This is a genomic window from Mycobacterium sp. NGS27, from assembly GCF_059813005.1.
Window position 1 is genome coordinate 1 of record NZ_JCALDT010000004.1, and the last position, 18,495, is coordinate 18,495.

Below are 18,495 nucleotides of genomic sequence, written 5' to 3' on the forward strand. Positions count from 1 at the left end.
AACGCGGCGCAAGGGCTGCCGGGTCTGCCCGCCTTGTCACAGCTGGGCCCGCTCATCCAGCAAGCGGCCACCGACCCTCAGCAAGCGACGCAGCTGCTGATGGCCGCCGCGCAGGCTTTCGCCCACAACCCGAGCACACCCACTGAGTCCAAAAACGTTGCGGCGGCGGTCAATCAATTCGTGGCCGAGCCCGTCGCACCGGCGCAGCACGTGCCCGCGACAGGGGTGGAACCCGGTTTGCAGGCCCACCTGCCGGCCGGCATCGACCCGGCCCACGCGGCCGGCCCGGCCCCCGCTGCGGCACCCGAGGCCGCTCCCGCGCCAGCTGCTGCTCCGACGCCCGAGGCACACCTGCCGGCCGGCATCGACCCAGCCCACGCGGCAGGCCCCGCCCCCGCGGCGGCGCCCGCCGCACCGGGCCCCGCCGAATGGTCGAAGGTGCCCGCCGCGGCACCGGCGGCACCTCCCGCAGCGCCGGCGGCACCTCCGGCACCGGAAGCCGCACCGGCACCGGCTCCCGCGGCGGCTGCTCCGGGTTTCGGCCCTGACACGCCGCCCACGCAGGACTTCATGTACCCGTCGATCGGCACCAACTGCCTGGCGGACGGCACCAACGCCATCGCCACCGCGCTGTCGGTCGCGGGGCCGGCCAAGATTCCGCTCCCCGGCCCGGGGCCGGGCCAGACCGCTTACGTCTTCACCGCGGTCGGTACCCCCGGACCCGCCGAGGTGCAGAAGCTGCCGCTGAACGTCACCTGGGTGAACCTGACCACCGGCAAGTCCGGGACCGTCGCGCTCAAGCCGCGCCCGGACATCAATCCGGAGGGGCCGACGACACTGAGCGCTATCGCCGACACCGGCTCGGGCAGCGTGATGTCGACGATCTTCGGGCAGGTCACCACGAAGGAAAAGCAGTGCCAGTTCCTGCCCACCATCGGCTCGACGGTGGTGCCGTAGCGGACGGCGCCGCCATCGTCTCATCGCCTGCGAATGCGCGTGTCCCCGAGCGGGGCACGCGCATTCGCGTCGGGCAGTGCAGCTAGTACGCCATGAACAGGATGGCGTCGCGGTCGTACTCGAGGCCAGGATGAACGCTGGCGAGGTGAGCTTGGGTCAGCTCGACCAGTTCGTCCTCATCCTTGCCGACGATGGCTTCGCCGCACGGACACGTTATGTGTGTCTTCACGTTGTCGCCCTTCCCTTCTCCTGGACCTGCTACTTCGCCGCTTTGGCTGCCGCTTTCATCTGCTTCTTGTAGGCGCGCACTTTCCCCATCGATTGGGCGTCGACGATGTCGGCGACCGAGATATGCGCACCGGCCCGGCCGAAGTCCCCCGCAGCCGCGCGCCAGCCTTTCGGCGTCACGCCGTACTGCTTGCCGAGCAGCGCCAAAAAGATCTGCGCCTTCACTTCCCCGAATCCGGGCAATCCCTTGATCCGCCGCAGCAGCTCGCGTCCGTCGGGGTCGCCGGCCGTCCACAATCCGGCCGCATCGCCGTCGTAGCGGTCCACGATGATCTGCGCCAGCGTTTGGATACGCTTGGCCATCGATCCCGGAAAGCGGTGTATCGCAGGCGTTTGCGAGCACAATGCCGCGAACTTGACCGGGTCGTAGTCCGCGATCTCGGCGGCATCGAAGCTGCCCATCCGGTCCGCGATCTTCTTCGGGCCCGCGAACGCCGTCTCGAAGGGCACCTGCTGATCCAGAACCATCCCGATGAGCAACGCCAACGGACTCTCGTCCAGCAGCTTGTCGGCCTCAGGATCTTGAGCCAGGCAAAGTTTCACTGTCAACGATCTTCCTTCCGCGCAGCACCCTGGGACCGGGGACCCATTGTCGCAAGACTACTCAGCAGCAATGACCGGGTTATCGTGGCGTGGTGGTGGATGAGAGCAAGCTGGCACTGATGCTGGCTCGCGACGAGCTGCATCAGCTCGTCACCGCCTATTGCCGGGCCGTCGACCGCGCCGACTATGACACCCTGCGCAGCCTGTACCACCCCGAGGCGACCGATTCGCACGGCTCGTTTTCAACCGGGGCCGTCGAAGGGTTCATCGCGCAGCTGCAAGCCGCGGAACCGTATGTGCGTGTCTCCCAACACAACATCACCACGACGAACTTCGCCATCGACGGCGACAGCGCCCGCGGTGAGATTTACTGCCTGGTGTTTCACACCTTCGCCGGCCCCGAACACGACATCGACGTCATCATCGGCGGGCGATATCTGGACACGTACACCAAGCACGACGGCCGCTGGACGTTCAGCCAACGCACCATCGTGGCGGACTGGGCATACCAGAACGACCCGTCGCAGGTGAACTTCGAACATCCGAGCACCCGGGGGAGCCTGCGCGGCATGCCCGGCCAAGCGGACCCGTCGATCGGCCTATTCGCGGGACCGGAAGGCTGACGCCGTCAGCTGCCAAAAGCGTTGAGAAGCAACCAGACTGCGCGCCGACGCCCAGCGGCCGTCAGCCGCTCTTGCGGCGGAATTCCCGGCGGTTTCCCACCGCGCCGTGCGCCCGAGATCGTTTGGCGGCACCGTCCTTGTGGTCGGACCCGCCCGACGACTTCGCCATCTTGCGGTCCAGGGCTTCGCGGAATTTGCGCTTGGTGTCGTCGTCCGACTCCGGTGATCCCGCGGCGCCCGAGGACGTCGAACCTTGCCGGGCATTCGATTCAGCCATACGGGACAGCCTAGCCCGGGGCTGGCGGAACGGTTCGCCTACGCGCCGCGGCTACCGCTTCCCCGGCGGCATGCCGTACAGGTGGGAGATCGGCAGGCGCAGCAGCACCCGCCGGTCGGTGACCATGGCCTCGCGGTATTCGTCCCAGTCCGGATGTTCACCGGCGATGTTGCGATACAACGCAATCAGCGCCTCCACGGTGTCGTCGTCGGGCGCGGCCGCCGGGGGGGTCAACTCGGCGGTACCCTCCGCGACGGCGTACGACCAGCCGTCGTCGGCGTCGACCAGGATCGAGGCCCGCGGGTCGCGGCGCAGGTTGCGGGTCTTGGCGCGCGGCTCGGTGATCGACACCTGGATCACCACGCTGCGCGGGTCGAAGTGGTAACTCACGTTCGAAAGCTGAGGCCGCCCGTCCCGCTTGATGGTGGCCAGCACCCCAAGGGAGTGGCCGCTGATCAAGGCCAGCAGTTTGTCGTCGAAGACTTGGCGTCCCATGACGAAAGCCTACGTCGCGCGGGCCCGAGGTATTCGTCCCGCGGCCACCCTGGTGAAATCGGGGCATGACCAAGTACGCGGCCTTCCTGCGTGGCGTCAACGTCGGGGGCGTCAATCTCAAGATGGCCGACGTGGCGGCCGCATTCACCGAGGCGGGATTCACCGAGGTCCGGACCGTCCTGGCGACCGGCAACGTGCTGCTGGAATCTTCCGGCGGCGTGGCGTCGGTGCGCAAGAAGGCCGAAGCCGCGTTGCGCGACCGGTTCGGCTACGACGCGTGGGTGCTCGCCTACGACATCGACACGGTGCGCGGCGTGGTCGACGCCTACCCGTTCGAGCGTGAGCTCGACGGCTATCAGTCGTACGTCACGTTCGTCGCCGACGCCGCCGTGCTGGACGAGCTCGCCGCGCTGGGCAAGGACGCGGGTCCCGACGAGAAGATCCGGCGCGGCGAAGGCGTGGTCTATTGGCAGGTGCCCAAGGGCAGCACGCTGGACAGCAGCATCGGCAAAACGATGGGCAAACCGCGGTACAAGTCGTCGACCACGACGCGCAATCTACGCACACTGAACAAGGTGTTGCGCTGAGCGGCTCCAGGCAGCTTGTGCGGCAGAGCTTTTCGACGCCCGCCTTACTCGTCGGGCACCGCTTCGATGTAGCGCACCGCGTCGTCCTTGTCCAAGCCGAGTCCGCGCGCGACCCGGACGTACTCGCGCGCCGCGGCCGCCATCGCGGCGTCGGTCGGGTCGTAACGGGCGATGAAAGTGCCGAAACGCCCGCGGGTTTCGATGATGGCGGAGGTCTCCAGCTCCCGGTAGGCCCGCGCTACCGTGTTGACGGCGACGCCGAGCTGGCCGGCCAGATCCCGAACGGTGGGCAGGCGGGTGCCGGGGGGCAGCGCGCCCTCCCGAACCCCGTCGATGACCTGCGTCCTGAGCTGGTCGAACAACGGCTTTCCCGCCTTCATGTCGACCTTCAACCAGTCACCCAGCTCCACCCGTCCAGTATCCCCCACTCCCGGCTATGTTGGGGGGATGCGAATTGCCGTGCTCAGCGGCGCGGGGATCTCCGCGGAAAGCGGCGTGCCGACCTTCCGCGACGACAAGAACGGGTTATGGGCTCGCTTCGACCCTTACGAGCTGTCCAGCACCAAGGGCTGGCGCGACAACCCGCAGCGGGTTTGGGGCTGGTATCTGTGGCGCCACTATCTGGTCGCCGATGTGCAACCGAATGCGGGCCATCGCGCCATCGCGGCCTGGCAGGACGACGCCCAGGTCAGCGTCATCACCCAGAACGTCGACGACCTGCACGAGCGAGCGGGCAGCCACTCGGTTCATCATCTGCACGGCAGTCTGTTCGAATTCCGTTGCGCGCGTTGCAATACGCGTTACTCCGGCGCGCTGCCCGCGATGCCCGAACCGGCGCTGGAGGTGGATCCCCCGGTATGTCACTGCGGGGGCCTCATCCGGCCCGACATCGTATGGTTCGGTGAACAGCTGCCCGACGAGCCATGGCGGCGCGCGGTCGAGGCAACCGAGGCCGCCGACGTGATGGTGGTGGTCGGGACCTCGGCGATCGTCTATCCGGCGGCCGGGCTGGCCGAGCTGGCCCTGTCGCGCGGCACCGCCGTCATCGAGGTCAATCCCGAGGTGACTCCGTTGTCGAGCAGCGTGACCCTGAGCATGCGTGAGACGGCCAGCCAGGCTCTGCCCGGCCTGTTGCAGCGGCTACCGGCCCTGCTGAACTGACGGGACGGCCGGTCAGGGCCGGCGCGCGCGGCCGAGCAGGAGCTCGGAGACCGGCATGGGCGCCCAGGACGGCAACGTGAACTCCCGCCGCGACGTGTCTACTTCGAATCCCGCCTCGACGATCGAGCGCTCGGTATCGCGATGGGTATGGCAGTTGCCGAAGAGCCGTGGCCACAACGTCGCATCGGCCACGCGCTGAATCCGGCCCCGCGCACCGACACTGGCGATGTGCTCGAGATACCGCAGCTCCCCGCCCGGCCTGAGCAGCGAGTACAGGCGCCGCAACACGTCGCCCGGGTCGTTCACCGAGCACAACACCAGCGAGCACACCACCGCGTCGAAGGGCTCCGCGCCGCTGAACGCTTCGACCGTCTCGCCCGTCACGACGACGCGGGCGGGCACCACGTCGGCGGCGGCACGGGCCAGGGTCGCCAGCCGCGGTTCGGGCTCCATCGCGATCACCTCGTCGACGGAGTCCGGGTAGAGAGCGAAGTTCGTGCCGATTCCGGCGCCTACCTCCAGCACCCGGCCGCGCAGGCCGGCCAGATTTTCCCGGCGCATGGCCCGGATCGCCTCGACTTCATGGGTGGCGACGATCGGCCAGATCCGCGCGAAGAGGGGGTGGTCAACCGCCGTTGTCATACAGATCCTTTCGGCTCGGATGAGCCCAACAATAAAGGTCTGCACGCACGGCGGCGTCAACCGATGTTGGCCGCCGGCTCGGGGAGTTCGGCCGGTCCTCGCGTCGGTTCGAGGCTTTCGACGGTCGCGTCTGCCGCTTTCTCGCTGATGCCGAACCGGTCGTGCAGCCACGCCAGGGGTCTGGGCGCCCACCAATTCCATCGGCCCATCACATGCATGAAGGCCGGGACGACCACCATCCGCACCAAGGTGGCGTCGGCGAACACGGCGAGCGTCAGGCCGAGGCCGAACATTCTCATGAACGAGACGTGGGCCGCGATCAGCGCGGCGAACGACATCGACATCACCAGGGCGGCCGCGGTGATCACCCGGCCGGTGCGGGCGACCCCGAGCGCCACGCTCTCGTCGTTGGCGGCGTGGGCCTGCCTCGCCGTCGGCTTCGCCGGTCGGGCGGCGCCGGACGCCAGCCAGTACTCGCGGATCCGGGAGAGCAGGAACACTTCGTAGTCCATGGACAAGCCGAAGGCGATGCAGAACAGCAGCACCGGCATGTTCGCCACCAGCGTTCCGCTCGGCGTCGTTCCGAGCGCACCCAGATGGCCGTCCTGGAAGATCCACACCAGCGCACCGAACGCCGCCGTCAGCGACAGGACGTTGCAGGCCAGCGCCTTGGCCGGCAGCAGCAGGCTGCCGGTGAGCAGGAACAGCAACACGAAGGTGATCGCCGCCATCAACCCGAGGACCAGCGGAAGCCGGTCGGTCACGGCATCGACGCTGTCGCGGTTGACCTGCGCCAGGCCACCCATCTCGACGGCTCGGCCGGCGGGCCCGCGCACCGCGTGCAACCGCTTCAGCTGGGTGTCGTTCGCCTGGGAAAACAGCGGCGCCGCGCTGCTGACGGTCAGAAACGCGCTGCCGCCGGCCAGCCCGGTGGGCCCGGCGGGCGGCCCCACGCGATTGCCGGCCGTGAAGGTGCCGCCGGGGCTTGACACCGCCGAGACGTCGGCCACCCGCGACAGATCGGCGGCGTAGGTGTCGAAGTCCGACGGGCCCAGGCCGGTGGCATCGGGGATGACGACGGACACCGACGTGGCCGAGTCGTGTGCGAAATCGTTGCGCAGCAGGTCGCCGACCTGATGCGACGACGCCGACCGCGGCAGCACGCGATCGTCCGGGAAGCCCCACGTCACCCGCAGAAACGGATACCCGAGCAGCAACAACAGGGCGACTACCGAGAGGCCGACCGGCGCCCAGCGGCGCATCACGAATCTGGTGGACCGATACCAGAACGATTGCTCGACCGGGCGATGCGCCGGCGCGGGGCGCCGCGATATCCGCCGCGCCAGGCGGCGCACGTCCAGGGCGTCCAGCCGGGGCCCCAGCAGGACGAGCGCGGCCGGGGTGATCACGATCGAGGCGGTTGCGACGAAGGCAACGGTGGCCACGCCGGCGTAGGCGAACGACTTGAGGAAGTACATCGGGAACGCCACCGTCGCCGACATCGACAACGCCACGGTGACCGCGGAGAACAGCACGGTGCGGCCGGAGGTGGCCATGGTCCGGATGAGCGCTTCGTCGCGGGTGTGGCCCTCGGCCAACTCGTCGCGATAGCGGCTGACGATCAACAGGGTGTAGTCGATCGCCAGGGCCAGGCCCAGCGCGGTGCTCAGGTTCAGGGCGAAGATCGAGACCTCGGTGGTGTAAGTGATCAGTCGCAACACCGACATCGAGCCGACGACGGCCAGCGCGCCCAGCGCCATCGGCAGCGCCGCCGCCAGCAGCCCGCCGAACACCCAGATCAGCACCAAAAAGCTCAGCGGCAGGGCGATCATCTCCATCACCAGTAGGTCGGCCTGGTTCTGCGTGTTGATCTGCGCGTACTGCATCGCCGCACCGCCCGCCCGCACGGTGACGCCGTCACGGTCGTGGATGAACTGATCCGCCAACGTCTGGGCGTTGCGCTGGGCGTAGTCCTCGCCGCCTTTGAGGTTGACCACGATGAGTCCGGACTTGCCGTCGCGGCTGACGAGGTCCGCCGCAGCTGGTGGGGGCGCGGTCCACGGCGAGGAGACGTTGTAGACGAGTGGGGACTTTCGCAGCCCGTCAACGAGGTCGGTGCCCACCTTGCGGGCCGCTTCGCTGTTGGTGCCACCCGGCGCGGTCACCAGGATCAGCACCTGCTGGCCGCTCTGGCCGAACTTGTCGCTCAACACGCTGATGGCGCGGCCCGACTCGGAGTTCGGGTCTTGAAAGCCACCGGGCGACAGGCTCTTGGCGACGGGGACGCCGAAGACGGCGGCGGCGATGAAAACCAGGACACCGAGGGCGATGATGCGCCGCGGCGCCCTGATCGCAAGCCGGGCGGTTTTCTGCAGCATTTCGGGCCCTTCCGCCGCCGGTGCCCCGTTGCGCTGGCCGCTCGCTGGTCCGCGACAACGTAACAAACGCTAATCTGCACACGTCGAACAGTGCACTGCCTTTAACACGCAGGGCCCGCCCGAACCGTTCAATGTGCATTTTCAAACCGCTCGGACAATAAGAGTCCGGCCAGAAAATGTGCGACAAGTAAGCAGCTCACGGCCCAAATCGCGTGGTGGGCGACCGGCAACCTACTGGCCGGTAAATTGCCAAGGTTTTCCGAATCGTGACTCAAAGATTCCTTAATGGTGGCCCATACGCTCAGTGTCATGTGGATCGACGACACAAGTGCCGACGTCATCAAAGTTGACTTCGATGCCCTCTACCACGGCGACGTCCTGGTGGAAGGCGAGACCTCGGAGCAGTTCGACGAACTGCAAGCCGCGAGCTGAGGCAGTCATGAGCATGCTTGCCCGGCTGTTGATGGCCGAACCGAACGTCAGTCGATGGTTCCGCAAGTAACCATTGAGTCTGGTTAGCACGAAAGCCCCCCGCCGGTGCGGGGGGCTTTCGTTTTGTCCAGGGGCGTCCGGCTCAGCGAGGCGCCATGCGGATGGCGCCATCCAGGCGGATGACCTCGCCGTTGAGCATCGGGTTCTCCACGATGTGGACGGCCAGGGCGCCGTATTCGTCGGGATCACCCAGCCGCGCCGGGTGCGGCACCTGCTTGCCCAGCGACGCCTGCGCCTCCTCGGGCAGCGATCCCAGCAGCGGGGTCTTGAAAAGGCCCGGCGCGATGGTCACCACGCGGATGAGCTCGCGCGACAGGTCGCGCGCGATCGGCAGGGTCATGCCGACGACGCCGCCCTTGGATGCCGAATAGGCCGCCTGGCCGATCTGGCCCTCGAACGCGGCGACCGAGGCGGTGTTGATGATGACGCCCCGCTCTGGGCTTGTTTCGGGACCGATGGCTTCCGTCTTGGCGATGCGCTCGGCGGCCAGCCGCAGCACGTTGAAGGTGCCGATCAGGTTGACCCCGATCACCTTCTTGAAGCCGTCCAGCGGGAACGGGCCGTCCTTGGACAGGGTCTTGATGGCGTTGCCGATGCCGGCGCAGTTGACGTTGATCCGCAGTGTGCCCATCGACTCCGCGGCGTCCAGGGCCTTGCCGACGGCGGCCTCGTCGGTGACGTCGGCCTCGACGAAGCGAGCGCGATCGCCCAGCTCACGGACCGCTTCTTCGCCACGCAGGTCGATCACGACCACCTGGGCGCCGCGGTCGAGCAGTCGTTTGGTGGTGGCCAGGCCCAGGCCTGACGCTCCCCCGGTGACGACGGCGACGGCGTCTTTGATCTCCATCCGAGTCCTTCCTGATCGCTTGAGTCCAGCCAACTGGTTGGTTGGGACTATACCCATTCCCTGAGAACAGCTTCGGCGTCGGTCACCGGCGCCGCGGGCCGCGGCGTCTCCGGCGCGGTGCGGGAGAACCGCGGCGCCGGTAGCGGCTGCAGGCCGCCGTTGACCTCGTAGAACGTGTCGCGCTCGGTGATGTGCGGCTCGGTCTGAACCTCGCCGAAGGCCAGCACGGGCGTCACGCACGCGTCGGAGTCGGCGAACACCTTGGCCCAGTGGTCGCGGTCCTGGCTTGCGAACTTCTCCGTCAGCAGGGCCCGCAGCTCGGGCCAGCGGCCGACGTCGTTCTGGCCGGGCAGGTCGGCGCCGTCCAGGCCGAGCCCGGCCAGCATGGCGGCGTAGAACTGCGGTTCGATGGCGCCGACCGCGACGTAGCGCCCGTCGGCGCATTCGTAGGTGTCGTAGTAGGGCGCGCCGCCGTCGAGCAGGTTGGTGCCGCGCGCGTCGGTCCACATCCCGGACGCACGCATCTGCCACATCATCTGGATCAGCACGCTCGAGCCGTCCACCATCGCGGCGTCGACCACCTGGCCCTTGCCGGAGGTCTGCCGCTCCCATAGGGCGGACAGGATGCCGAGCAGCAGGAACATGGAGCCGCCACCGAAGTCACCGACCAGGTTCAGCGGCGGGACCGGCCGCTCGTTCGCCCGGCCGATGGAGTGCAGGATGCCGTTCAGAGAGATGTAGTTGATGTCGTGGCCCGCCTGCTGGCTGCGCGGGCCGGTCTGGCCCCAGCCGGTCATGCGGGCGTAGACCAGCCTGTCGTTGACCTTGGCGCAGTCCTCGGGGCCCAGGCCGAGCCGCTCGGTGACGCCCGGGCGGTAGCCCTCGATCAGCACGTCGGCTTTGGCGATCAGTTTGAGGACGAGGCCGCGTCCTTCGTCGGACTTCAGGTCGGCGGTCACCACCCGCCGGTTGCGCATCATGGCGTCCTTGGCGACTCCACCCGGCCCCGAGGAGGGGCGGTCGATGCGCACGACGTCGGCGCCCAGGTCCCCCAGGATCATCGCGGCGTGCGGGCCGGGGCCGATGCCGGCCAACTCGACAACACGCAGTCCGTTCAACGGTCCAGCCACGATCCACCGACCTTTCGTCCGCTTTGACGCCCTTGACCGTTGTCACCAAACAACCAGTCGTTCGACATCTTCGCAGCCGCGCCGCAGGACCGCGCACCCCGGTCACTTATGGTGAGCCGATGACTACATCGGCGATCGCCACCCTGACACCCGTCGCGGGCCTTGACGTCACGCTGTCCGACGGCGTTCTGTCGGTGACCATCAACCGACCCGACAGCCTGAATTCGCTGACCGTTCCGGTGATCACCGGACTCGCGGACGCGATGGAGTACGCGGCCACCGACCCTGACGTCAAGGTCGTGCGACTGGGCGGCGCCGGACGCGGCTTCAGCTCCGGTGCGGGCATCAGCGCCGACGACGTCTCCGACGGCGGCGGCGTGCCACCGGACGAAATCATCCTCGAGATCAACCGGCTGGTGCGCGGGATCGCCGCGGTGCCGCACCCGGTGGTCGCTGTGGTCCAGGGACCCGCGGCCGGCGTCGGCGTCTCCATCGCCCTCGCGTGCGACGTCGTATTGGCTTCGGAGAGCGCGTTTTTCATGCTCGCCTTCACCAAGATCGGGTTGATGCCCGACGGTGGGGCGTCGGCGTTGGTGGCGGCCGCGATCGGCCGGATCAGGGCCATGCAGATGGCGCTGCTTCCGGAGCGGCTGACCGCCGCCGAGGCCTTGTCGTGGGGCCTGGTCACCGCGGTCTATCCGGCCGGCGACTTCGATGCCGAGGTGGACAAGGTGATCGCCCGGTTGTTGAGCGGCCCGGCGGTGGCCTTCGCCAAGACGAAGCTGGCGATCAACGCGGCCACGCTAACCGAGCTGGACCCCGCCCTGCAGCGTGAATTCGACGGACAGTCGGTGCTGCTGAAATCCCCCGACTTCGTCGAGGGCGCAACGGCCTTCCAGCAGCGGCGCACTGCCAACTTCACCGACCGGTGAAGTTGATGCGGTGATCGGCCGCAACGCTTAAGCAGCCTTCGATGAGGTAATCCTCGTCGTCAGACCCACTGACGAACGACGGAGGATCGATGCCCGAACAGGTGCGATGCCTGGTTACCGGAGCGACCGGCTACATCGGCGGACGCCTGGTCCCCCGACTGCTGGACGACGGCCATCACGTTCGGGCGCTGGCGCGCAACCCGGACAAGCTGGCGCAGGTGCCGTGGCGGCAACAGGCCGAGGTGGTCCGCGGCGACCTGGGCGACCTTGATTCACTGACCGCCGCGTTCGACGGCATCGACGTGGTCTATTACCTCGTCCACTCGATGGGTACCTCAAAGGATTTCGCCGCCGAGGAAACCCGCGCCGCCCGTAACGTCGCGACGGCCGCGCGGCGCGCCGGGGTGCGACGAGTGGTGTATCTGAGTGGGCTGCATCCCGAAAACCGCGATCTCTCACCACATCTCGCGTCACGCAGGGACGTCGGCGACGCGCTGATCGATTCCGGGGTCGAGACGGTGGTGTTGCAGGCCGGGGTGGTCGTCGGCTCGGGGTCGGCGTCGTTCGAGATGATCCGGCACCTCACCGACCGGTTGCCGGTGATGACCACGCCGAAATGGGTGCACAACAAAATTCAGCCGATCGCGGCGCGCGACGTGCTGTACTACCTGGCCGCGGCGGCTTCTCTTTCGAAGGCCCCGGTACCGGAGTCGCGCACCTGGGACATCGGCGGGCCCGACGTGCTGGAATACGGCGACATGATGCGGGTGTATGCCGACGTGGCGGGGTTGGGCAAGCGCTACCTGATCGTGCTGCCGTTTCTGACCCCCACGATCGCCAGCCTATGGGTGGGGACGGTGACCCCGATCCCGGCCGGTCTGGCACGGCCGCTGATCGAATCGCTGGAATGCGATGCGGTGATGCGCAATTCCGACATCGACGGCATCATCGCGCCGCCGCCGGGCGGGCTGACCGGCTACCGGCGGGCGGTCGAACTCGCGCTCGCCCGCGCCGCGCGTGGCGTCCCCGAACCCACCTGGTCATCGTTGCGGTCCGAACCGGCCGAGGCCCTGCCCACGGACCCGGACTGGGCGGGCGAGATCGTTTACACCGATGTTCGGACCGCCGCGACCGCCGCCGAGCCCGGCGACGTCTTCACGGCGGCGGAGGGCGTCATGAACTCGCGGGCGGCCGACTGGAAGGTCGACGAGCGCACGGCGGGAACCCTATTGCGGCTGCGCTCCACCAAGCGAGCGCCGGGACGCGAGTGGCTCGAGATTGCGGTCACCGGCCAAGACGGTCGGGGCGCCCGTTATACGCAGCGCTCGATCTTCCTGCCGAGGGGTATCCCGGGGCGGCTGTACTGGTTCTTCGTCCGGCCCGCCCGCGTCGCCGCACGGCGCGCGCTGGCCCGCGAGGTCATCGCGTCAGCGGGTGGAGAAGTCAGACGCCGAACATCGGGGGCAGCACGAGAACCATGATCAGCCCCCACACCAGATGGGTGAGCATCGGCGCCAGGACACCGCCGGTCGCCCGGCGCTCGAACGCGCACACCGTCCCCAGAATGATCGCGGCGAAGCCGAGCATCGGGTTGCCGCTGGCCAGCGTCGCGCACGTGTAGAGGACGGTCGAGATGATGATCGGATGGTGGCGGCCCAGGGCGGTGTAGAGCGCGCCGCGAAAGAACACTTCTTCGGCGACGCCGTTGATCAGTGTGATCGCCACGATCACCGGATACCACCCGTGGTGGGCGTAGAGCAGCACCCGGGTTATCAACTCCGCCACGGGGGTGATCTGCCGGACGATCAGCCCGCCCACCACGAAAGCCCCGCCCACCAGCAGCCCGACGCCCGTGCCGGTGAGGACCGGCCGCTGGTTGCGTCCCCGCCAACAGATGCCGCCGAGGTGCAGCGGGCCGGAGACCAGCGCTCCGGCGGTCCACACCGCCGCCAGCACCAGCGTCAGCCAGTAAAAGCTTGCATCCCCTGGATGCCGCCGCAACGAGAACCCGAGCACGCCGGCCCCGAGGACCACCGTGATGGCCACGATGACCCGCCGGCGCCGCACCACTCCGGGCGATTCGTTATGGGGCACAGCGACATTGGTGACCGCACGGCGTAATTCGGTGAAGACGCCGGCGTGATATTGACTCGCGGACTGGGTCATGCAGGGTGCACCTTCGGGGTCAGGGCGATCAGGATGTCCAGGCCGGTGCGCACGGCCCCGGCCATCGGGCCGGGAACCCTGTCGACCAGCCCCAGGGTCGGCCGCACGATCGACGGCGTGACCCGCCGGGCGAGCCGGCGGATGCGCAGCGCGTCGCCGCCGGCCCAGGCGGGATCGGTGTTGGCGAGGTGGTGTGGATCGGCCAGCGCGTTGACGGGACGCGGCCGGTGCGTGGACTGGCCGGCCAGGGCCAGCGCGATGGACTCGTCGATGCCGAGCAGGCCGCCGGGCGGGTCGGGAACGCGATCGCGCAGCCCGCTGGCCGAAGCCACCATCGGGTGGTCCAGCGATTCGACCAGATCACCCGCCAGTCCCGGGGGCACCGGCAGGGCGACGCCCGTGATCAGCGAGGCCAGCGTGGTGTCGATCCTGCCGACCGGCAGTCCGGTGTGCCAGCGGCCGGAGACGCGTGAGTACGCCTTGAGCAGGTCCCGGTAGGACGTGGTGTCCGGGCCGGCGATGTCGTAAGCCCCGGCGGGCACCAGGTCGCGATCGGCCGCGGCCACGAGATAGTGCAGGACGTCGCGGATGGATATCGGGTCGATCGGGTTGTCCATCCAACTCGGGATCGGGATCAGCGGAAAACGATCGCCGACGTAGCGCATCATCTCGAACGACGTCGAGCCGGCGCCGATGATGATCGCAGCGCCCAGCCATACCAGCTCCGGGCCGTCCGGGATGGTGAGCGCCTCGGCCACCTCGGCCCGACTGGTCAGGTGCTCGGACAGATCCTCGTCCGCGGGCACGAAGCCGCCCAGGTAGACGATGCGTCGCACCCCGGCGTCGCGAGCCGCCGCCGCGAAGTTCGCCGCCGCGGCCTTGTCGGCGTCGCGAAATCCGGGCTGCCCGATCGCGTGCACCAGGTAATACGCCGTGTCAACGGGACCGCAGCCGGCGAAGGCGGAGGCCAGCGTCTCGGGGTCGGCGGCGTCCAATCTCACCGGCGTGACGTCGTCGAACCAGCCGAACCGCTTGAGGCGCGCCGGGTTTCGCGTCGCCGCGATTACCTGATGCTGATCGTCCAGCAGAGCGGTGACCAGGCGTGATCCCACGTAACCGGTGGCACCGGTGACCAGAGCCCGCATATCGCAGACCCTAGCGGCCCGGCAGCGCGGCGGGCAGGTGAACCGGCGGCGCGGCGGCGCCGTCACCTCGACATGGAGGCATGCGGTGGTTTCGCCGCCTCGACGGGCGCTGCGCTGAGAGATTGGTCCATTGCCGGGGTTGCGGTGAAGTCTTCACCCAACCCCTATACCCAAACTGAAGCCATCCGCGCGCCGACCGACGTCGCCGATCCGCGGACGACGGTGCTGGTGCTGCCGGGCCGGCGGAGCTGGTAAAGACTGTAGCCATGTATTACCTGCTGGTCCTGGCGGTCGGACTCGAACGCATCGCGGAGCTGGTGGTTTCCACCCGCAACGCGCGCTGGTCGTTCACCCAGGGCGCCAAGGAGTTTGGCCGATCGCACTATCCGGTCATGGTGATCATTCACGGCGGGTTACTGGTCGGCTGCCTCGTCGAACCGTGGGCGCTGCACCGGCCCTTCATCGGGTGGCTGGGCTGGCCGATGCTGGCGGTGGTGGTGGCCAGCCAGGCATTGCGCTGGTGGTGCATCACGACGCTGGGGCGGCGGTGGAACACCCGGGTGATCGTTTTGCCGCGGGCCCCCTTGGTGCGTCAGGGGCCCTACCGGTGGCTGCACCATCCGAACTACGTTGCGGTGGTGGCCGAGGGGTTGGCGTTGCCGCTGGTGCATACGGCTTGGCTGACCGCCGCCGTCTTCACGCTGGCCAACGCCGCGCTGCTCAGGGTGCGACTGCAGGTGGAGAACTCCGCGTTGGGTTACACGTGACCGATTACGATGCGGACCTGCTGATCGCCGGCGGCGGCCCGGCGGGCCTGGCGACGGCGCTACATGCGCGACGGCTTGGACTTTCGGTGATCGTGGCCGAGCCGCGGGACAGCCCCATCGATAAGGCGTGTGGCGAAGGGTTGATGCCCGGCGGGCTGGCCGAATTGACCTCGCTGGGTGTGGATCCCGTCGGCATGCCTTTTCACGGGATCGCTTACGTCAGTGGACGGGCGCGGGCCCAGGCGCGCTTTCGGGGCGGGCCGGGCCGCGGCGTGCGCCGCACCACATTGCATGCGGCGCTGGCCGCGCGCGCGAAAGAGCAGGACACCGATTGGATCCGCACGCGAGTGACGAGCGTGGCGCAGGACGCCCACGGCGTCTCCGCCGCGGGTGTGCGCGCGAAATGGTTGGTGGCGGCCGACGGCCTGCATTCACAGGTCCGGCGCGCCGCCGGGATCACGGCAACGGCGGGGGCGCCGCGACGCTACGGGGTGCGGAGGCACTACCGGGTGCCTGCATGGTCGGATTTCGTCGAGGTGTACTGGTCGCGCTGGGGTGAGGCGTACGTGACGCCGGTCGAACCCGATCTGGTCGGTGTGGCGATCCTGTCGCGTGGGCGGCCCGACCTGGCCTGGTTCCCGCGGCTGGCCCACCGGCTGCGCGGCGCCGCCTCGGGGCAGGCCCGCGGCTGCGGCCCGTTGCGTCAGGTGGTCTCCCGCCGGGTCGCGGGGCGAGTACTGCTGGTCGGGGACGCGGCCGGCTACGAGGACGCGCTCACCGGCGAGGGCATCAGCCTGGCGCTCAAGCAGGCCGCTGCGGCCGTCGACGCCATCGTCACCGACGCGCCGGCGTCCTACGAGCGGGCCTGGCACCGGATCACCCGCGATTACCGGCTGCTCACCCGCACGCTGGTGTTGGCGAGCTCGTCGCGGGCGGTGCGGCGCGCGGTCGTGCCGACCTGCACGCTGCTACCCGCGGTGTTCGGCCGCGGCGTCAACATCCTGGCGGGCTAGCTAGCGCGCCTGCCAGACCGGCTCCCGCTTTTCGGCGAACGCCCTCGGTCCCTCTTTGGCGTCCTCGGATTTGAGCAGGGCCTTCATCTCGCGCATGGTGCGTTGCCACCCCGGTTCGTCGCCCACCACGACGCCGTCATCGACGCCGTAGGCGACCCGCTTGCTGGCCTGCACCGACAGCGGGGCGTTGACGGTGATCCGCGCGGCCAGCGCCAGCGCGGCCTCCAGCACCGAGCCCTGCGCGACGACCTCGTTGATCAGGCCCCATTCGCAGGCGGCGGCCGCGCTGAGCGGTTCGCCGGTCAGCAGCAGCCGCATCGCCACCTTGCGCGGCAGCTGCTCGGCGATGCGGAAGACGCCGCCGGCGGCGGCGATCAATCCCCGCTTGACCTCAGGGAGGCCGAACTGCGCTCGCTCGTCGGCCACCACCAGGTCGCTGGCCAGCGCCAGCTCGGTGCCACCGCCGAAAGCGGTGCCGTTGACCGCGGCGATGGTGGGCTTGTCGATGAAGTGGTGGACGTATCCGGCGAAGCCCCACTCGGGATGCTCGGGGTGATAGATGTTCTCCCGCCGGGCGATCGCCTTGAGATCGGCGCCGGCGCAGAACGACTTGTCGCCCGCGCCGGTGACCACCACCGCCCGCACCTCGGGGTCGCGCTGCGCCTCTTCGAGCGCGTCCCCGAGGCCGATGCTGACGGCGGCGTTCACGGCGTTGCGGGCTTCGGGGCGGTTGATGGTTATCACCATCACGTTGCCCCGGCGCTCGGCCAGGGCCCCCTTCTCAAGGGCATCGGCCTCGGTCACAACAGTTCCACGATGGTGGCGTTGGCCTGGCCGCCGCCCTCGCACATGGTCTGCAAGCCGTACTGAATTCCCTTGTCCCGCATGTGATACAGCAGGGTGGTCATGATCCGGGCGCCGGACCCGCCGAGCGGGTGGCCCAGTGCGATCGCGCCGCCGTTGGGGTTGAGCTTCTTCTCGTCGGCGCCGATGTCCTTGAGCCACGCCAGCGGAACCGGCGCGAACGCCTCGTTGACCTCGTAGGCGCCGATGTCGTCGATCGACAGCCCGGAGCGCTTGAGCGCCTTCTGCGTCGCGGGGATGGGCGCGGTCAGCATGATCACCGGGTCCGCGCCGGCCAGCGCTGCGGTGTGCACCTTGGCGATCGGCTTGAGCCCCAGCTCCTTTGCCTTTTCGGCGGACATGAACAGGATCGCCGCCGAGCCGTCGGAGATCTGCGACGAGTTGCCGGCGTGAATCACGCCGTCTTCCTTGAACGCCGGCTTCAGCGAGGCCATCTTCTCCATCGGCGTGCCGCGTCGGATGCCTTCGTCCTTGAGGACCACGTTGCCGTCGGCCACGCTGATGCCTACGATCTGGTCACCGAAGGCGCCGGCATCCTGTGCGGCAGCGGCCTTTTCGTGAGAATCGAGAGAGAACTGGTCGAGCGCGGTGCGATCGAACCCCCACTGCTCGGCGATCATCTCCGCGCCGATGCCCTGGTTGGGGATCTGGCCTTGGTAGCGGTCCAGGAATGCCTGGGGATACGGGCGCCCGCCGTTGGCCAGCGATGCGCCCATCGGGGTCCGCGACATCGACTCGACACCACCGGCGACGACAACGTCGTAGTGCCCGGCGATGACCCCGGCGGCGGCGAAGTGGATGGACTGCTGGCTGGAGCCGCACTGGCGGTCCACGGTCACGCCCGGGACGGTCTCGGGCCAGCCTGCCGTCAGCAGGGCGGTGCGGCCGATGTCGAGGGCCTGCTCACCGGCCTGCATGACGCAACCCCAGATGACGTCGTCGACCAGGCCCGGATCGACGCCGGCCTTGTCGACCAGGCCGTTGAGCACCTGCGCGGACAGATCCGCCGCGTGTACTCCGGACAATCCGCCGTTGCGCTTGCCGATCGGTGAACGCACTGCCTCGACGATGACGGCCTCAGCCATGGTCTTGTCTCCTTTGACATGTGGACTTCGAAAAGAGTGGAGTCTTCCCGTTGATTGTCAACCAAGGGGTTGGGCGGGCGAAGCCCGGGGTGCTTCGGGGCAC

The 18,495-nt window shown here is 68.6% G+C and carries 22 protein-coding genes and 1 pseudogene; 10 read left to right on the forward strand and 13 right to left on the reverse strand.

Translation table 11 applies throughout. The features are described 5' to 3' along the window. Positions 1–957 (forward strand): Rv1157c family protein (locus AC5Y30_RS11420; RefSeq protein ID WP_499918271.1); only part of this gene is annotated, 957 nt, incomplete at its 5' end. An 82-nt stretch (positions 958–1,039) separates the two neighbouring features. Here AC5Y30_RS11420 and AC5Y30_RS11425 read toward each other — a convergent pair. Further along, the gene (locus AC5Y30_RS11425; RefSeq protein WP_003875447.1) at positions 1,040–1,186 is read right to left on the reverse strand and encodes a hypothetical protein; all 147 of its coding nucleotides are present in this window, start codon (positions 1,184–1,186) and stop codon (positions 1,040–1,042) included. A 29-nt stretch (positions 1,187–1,215) separates the two neighbouring features. Beyond that, the gene (locus AC5Y30_RS11430; RefSeq protein WP_499918985.1) at positions 1,216–1,788 is read right to left on the reverse strand and encodes an HhH-GPD-type base excision DNA repair protein; all 573 of its coding nucleotides are present in this window, start codon (positions 1,786–1,788) and stop codon (positions 1,216–1,218) included. Positions 1,789–1,877: 89 nt separating this feature from the next. Here AC5Y30_RS11430 and AC5Y30_RS11435 point away from each other — a divergent pair, with 89 nt between their 5' ends. Continuing rightward, the gene (locus AC5Y30_RS11435; protein WP_499918272.1) at positions 1,878–2,411 is read left to right on the forward strand and encodes a nuclear transport factor 2 family protein; all 534 of its coding nucleotides are present in this window, start codon (positions 1,878–1,880) and stop codon (positions 2,409–2,411) included. Between the two features lie 61 nt (positions 2,412–2,472). Here the strand turns inward: AC5Y30_RS11435 and AC5Y30_RS11440 are convergent, their stop codons facing one another. Further along, on the reverse strand, positions 2,473–2,688 hold the full coding sequence (locus AC5Y30_RS11440) for a DUF5302 domain-containing protein (RefSeq protein ID WP_499918273.1): 216 nt from the start codon (positions 2,686–2,688) through the stop codon (positions 2,473–2,475). 51 nt (positions 2,689–2,739) lie between these two features. Further along, positions 2,740–3,183 carry a PPOX class F420-dependent oxidoreductase gene (locus tag AC5Y30_RS11445; protein ID WP_499918274.1) on the reverse strand — a complete coding sequence of 148 codons (444 nt, stop codon included), beginning with the start codon at positions 3,181–3,183 and terminating at the stop codon, positions 2,740–2,742. Positions 3,184–3,248: 65 nt separating this feature from the next. Between AC5Y30_RS11445 and AC5Y30_RS11450 the strand changes: the two genes are divergently transcribed. Beyond that, complete coding sequence (locus AC5Y30_RS11450; protein ID WP_499918275.1) at positions 3,249–3,770, forward strand: DUF1697 domain-containing protein; 522 nt, start codon at positions 3,249–3,251, stop codon at positions 3,768–3,770. A gap of 44 nt (positions 3,771–3,814) precedes the next feature. On the opposite strand, the gene AC5Y30_RS11455 is transcribed toward AC5Y30_RS11450, so the two are convergent. Then, positions 3,815–4,180 (reverse strand): Rv1152 family transcriptional regulator, encoded by a 366-nt coding sequence (locus AC5Y30_RS11455; RefSeq protein WP_067352016.1) that lies wholly within the window; start codon positions 4,178–4,180, stop codon positions 3,815–3,817. A 37-nt stretch (positions 4,181–4,217) separates the two neighbouring features. Here AC5Y30_RS11455 and AC5Y30_RS11460 point away from each other — a divergent pair, with 37 nt between their 5' ends. Then, positions 4,218–4,931, forward strand: a complete 714-nt coding sequence (locus tag AC5Y30_RS11460; protein ID WP_499918276.1) for an NAD-dependent deacylase — start codon at positions 4,218–4,220, stop codon at positions 4,929–4,931. A 12-nt stretch (positions 4,932–4,943) separates the two neighbouring features. Here the strand turns inward: AC5Y30_RS11460 and AC5Y30_RS11465 are convergent, their stop codons facing one another. Next, positions 4,944–5,573 carry a class I SAM-dependent methyltransferase gene (locus AC5Y30_RS11465; RefSeq protein WP_499918277.1) on the reverse strand — a complete coding sequence of 210 codons (630 nt, stop codon included), beginning with the start codon at positions 5,571–5,573 and terminating at the stop codon, positions 4,944–4,946. A 56-nt stretch (positions 5,574–5,629) separates the two neighbouring features. Beyond that, the gene (locus AC5Y30_RS11470) at positions 5,630–7,951 is read right to left on the reverse strand and encodes an MMPL family transporter (RefSeq protein WP_499918278.1); all 2,322 of its coding nucleotides are present in this window, start codon (positions 7,949–7,951) and stop codon (positions 5,630–5,632) included. Between the two features lie 309 nt (positions 7,952–8,260). Here AC5Y30_RS11470 and AC5Y30_RS11475 point away from each other — a divergent pair, with 309 nt between their 5' ends. After that, positions 8,261–8,383 (forward strand): hypothetical protein, encoded by a 123-nt coding sequence (locus tag AC5Y30_RS11475; protein ID WP_156655929.1) that lies wholly within the window; start codon positions 8,261–8,263, stop codon positions 8,381–8,383. 142 nt (positions 8,384–8,525) lie between these two features. Here the strand turns inward: AC5Y30_RS11475 and AC5Y30_RS11480 are convergent, their stop codons facing one another. Beyond that, positions 8,526–9,290 (reverse strand): 3-hydroxyacyl-CoA dehydrogenase, encoded by a 765-nt coding sequence (locus AC5Y30_RS11480; RefSeq protein WP_499918279.1) that lies wholly within the window; start codon positions 9,288–9,290, stop codon positions 8,526–8,528. 47 nt (positions 9,291–9,337) lie between these two features. After that, entirely contained in the window at positions 9,338–10,420 is a 1,083-nt protein-coding gene (locus tag AC5Y30_RS11485) for a CaiB/BaiF CoA transferase family protein (protein WP_499918280.1), read from the reverse strand. A 119-nt stretch (positions 10,421–10,539) separates the two neighbouring features. Between AC5Y30_RS11485 and AC5Y30_RS11490 the strand changes: the two genes are divergently transcribed. Together AC5Y30_RS11490 and AC5Y30_RS11495 are read left to right on the forward strand one after the other, a co-directional pair. Further along, on the forward strand, positions 10,540–11,352 hold the full coding sequence (locus AC5Y30_RS11490; RefSeq protein WP_499918281.1) for an enoyl-CoA hydratase: 813 nt from the start codon (positions 10,540–10,542) through the stop codon (positions 11,350–11,352). A gap of 89 nt (positions 11,353–11,441) precedes the next feature. Next, on the forward strand, positions 11,442–12,833 hold the full coding sequence (locus AC5Y30_RS11495; protein WP_499918282.1) for a DUF2867 domain-containing protein: 1,392 nt from the start codon (positions 11,442–11,444) through the stop codon (positions 12,831–12,833). Here the strand turns inward: AC5Y30_RS11495 and AC5Y30_RS11500 are convergent. Both AC5Y30_RS11500 and AC5Y30_RS11505 read right to left on the reverse strand, forming a co-directional pair. Continuing rightward, on the reverse strand, positions 12,796–13,518 hold the full coding sequence (locus tag AC5Y30_RS11500; protein ID WP_499918283.1) for a CPBP family intramembrane glutamic endopeptidase: 723 nt from the start codon (positions 13,516–13,518) through the stop codon (positions 12,796–12,798). The two genes, AC5Y30_RS11495 and AC5Y30_RS11500, sit on opposite strands and share 38 nt — an antisense overlap. Beyond that, the gene (locus AC5Y30_RS11505; protein ID WP_499918284.1) at positions 13,515–14,663 is read right to left on the reverse strand and encodes an NAD(P)H-binding protein; all 1,149 of its coding nucleotides are present in this window, start codon (positions 14,661–14,663) and stop codon (positions 13,515–13,517) included. The genes AC5Y30_RS11500 and AC5Y30_RS11505 overlap by 4 nt, the downstream gene beginning before the upstream one ends. Positions 14,664–14,735: 72 nt before the next feature. On the opposite strand from AC5Y30_RS11505, the pseudogene AC5Y30_RS11510 reads away from it, so the two are divergent. From AC5Y30_RS11510 to AC5Y30_RS11520, 3 genes and pseudogenes are all read left to right on the forward strand, one after another. Then, positions 14,736–14,876, forward strand: a pseudogene (locus AC5Y30_RS11510) (type III polyketide synthase); the annotation flags it as partial. A 53-nt stretch (positions 14,877–14,929) separates the two neighbouring features. Then, positions 14,930–15,430 carry an isoprenylcysteine carboxyl methyltransferase family protein gene (locus AC5Y30_RS11515; protein ID WP_499918285.1) on the forward strand — a complete coding sequence of 167 codons (501 nt, stop codon included), beginning with the start codon at positions 14,930–14,932 and terminating at the stop codon, positions 15,428–15,430. Then, a complete protein-coding gene (locus AC5Y30_RS11520) occupies positions 15,427–16,443 on the forward strand; it encodes an NAD(P)/FAD-dependent oxidoreductase (protein ID WP_499918286.1) in 1,017 nt (338 codons plus the stop codon). The genes AC5Y30_RS11515 and AC5Y30_RS11520 overlap by 4 nt, the downstream gene beginning before the upstream one ends. On the opposite strand, the gene AC5Y30_RS11525 is transcribed toward AC5Y30_RS11520, so the two are convergent. Further along, positions 16,444–17,247: a crotonase/enoyl-CoA hydratase family protein gene (locus AC5Y30_RS11525; RefSeq protein WP_499918287.1), complete on the reverse strand. Its 804-nt coding sequence runs from the start codon at positions 17,245–17,247 to the stop codon at positions 16,444–16,446. Further along, complete coding sequence (locus AC5Y30_RS11530; protein WP_499918288.1) at positions 17,244–18,392, reverse strand: thiolase family protein; 1,149 nt, start codon at positions 18,390–18,392, stop codon at positions 17,244–17,246. The genes AC5Y30_RS11525 and AC5Y30_RS11530 overlap by 4 nt, the downstream gene beginning before the upstream one ends. Between the last annotated feature and the right edge of the window lie 103 nt (positions 18,393–18,495).

What these genes read in the sequence shown, in the direction of transcription:
- AC5Y30_RS11495 (WP_499918282.1), top strand. Translation starts at nt 11,442, where the DNA reads ATGCCCGAACAGGTGCGATGCCTGGTTACCGGAGCGACCGGCTACATC.
- AC5Y30_RS11505 (WP_499918284.1), bottom strand. Translation starts at nt 14,663, where the DNA reads ATGCGGGCTCTGGTCACCGGTGCCACCGGTTACGTGGGATCACGCCTG.
- AC5Y30_RS11475 (WP_156655929.1), top strand. Translation starts at nt 8,261, where the DNA reads ATGTGGATCGACGACACAAGTGCCGACGTCATCAAAGTTGACTTCGAT.
- AC5Y30_RS11515 (WP_499918285.1), top strand. Translation starts at nt 14,930, where the DNA reads ATGTATTACCTGCTGGTCCTGGCGGTCGGACTCGAACGCATCGCGGAG.
- AC5Y30_RS11530 (WP_499918288.1), bottom strand. Translation starts at nt 18,392, where the DNA reads ATGGCTGAGGCCGTCATCGTCGAGGCAGTGCGTTCACCGATCGGCAAG.
- AC5Y30_RS11500 (WP_499918283.1), bottom strand. Translation starts at nt 13,518, where the DNA reads ATGACCCAGTCCGCGAGTCAATATCACGCCGGCGTCTTCACCGAATTA.
- AC5Y30_RS11450 (WP_499918275.1), top strand. Translation starts at nt 3,249, where the DNA reads ATGACCAAGTACGCGGCCTTCCTGCGTGGCGTCAACGTCGGGGGCGTC.
- AC5Y30_RS11440 (WP_499918273.1), bottom strand. Translation starts at nt 2,688, where the DNA reads ATGGCTGAATCGAATGCCCGGCAAGGTTCGACGTCCTCGGGCGCCGCG.
- AC5Y30_RS11470 (WP_499918278.1), bottom strand. Translation starts at nt 7,951, where the DNA reads ATGCTGCAGAAAACCGCCCGGCTTGCGATCAGGGCGCCGCGGCGCATC.
- AC5Y30_RS11465 (WP_499918277.1), bottom strand. Translation starts at nt 5,573, where the DNA reads ATGACAACGGCGGTTGACCACCCCCTCTTCGCGCGGATCTGGCCGATC.
- AC5Y30_RS11490 (WP_499918281.1), top strand. Translation starts at nt 10,540, where the DNA reads ATGACTACATCGGCGATCGCCACCCTGACACCCGTCGCGGGCCTTGAC.
- AC5Y30_RS11445 (WP_499918274.1), bottom strand. Translation starts at nt 3,183, where the DNA reads ATGGGACGCCAAGTCTTCGACGACAAACTGCTGGCCTTGATCAGCGGC.
- AC5Y30_RS11460 (WP_499918276.1), top strand. Translation starts at nt 4,218, where the DNA reads ATGCGAATTGCCGTGCTCAGCGGCGCGGGGATCTCCGCGGAAAGCGGC.
- AC5Y30_RS11480 (WP_499918279.1), bottom strand. Translation starts at nt 9,290, where the DNA reads ATGGAGATCAAAGACGCCGTCGCCGTCGTCACCGGGGGAGCGTCAGGC.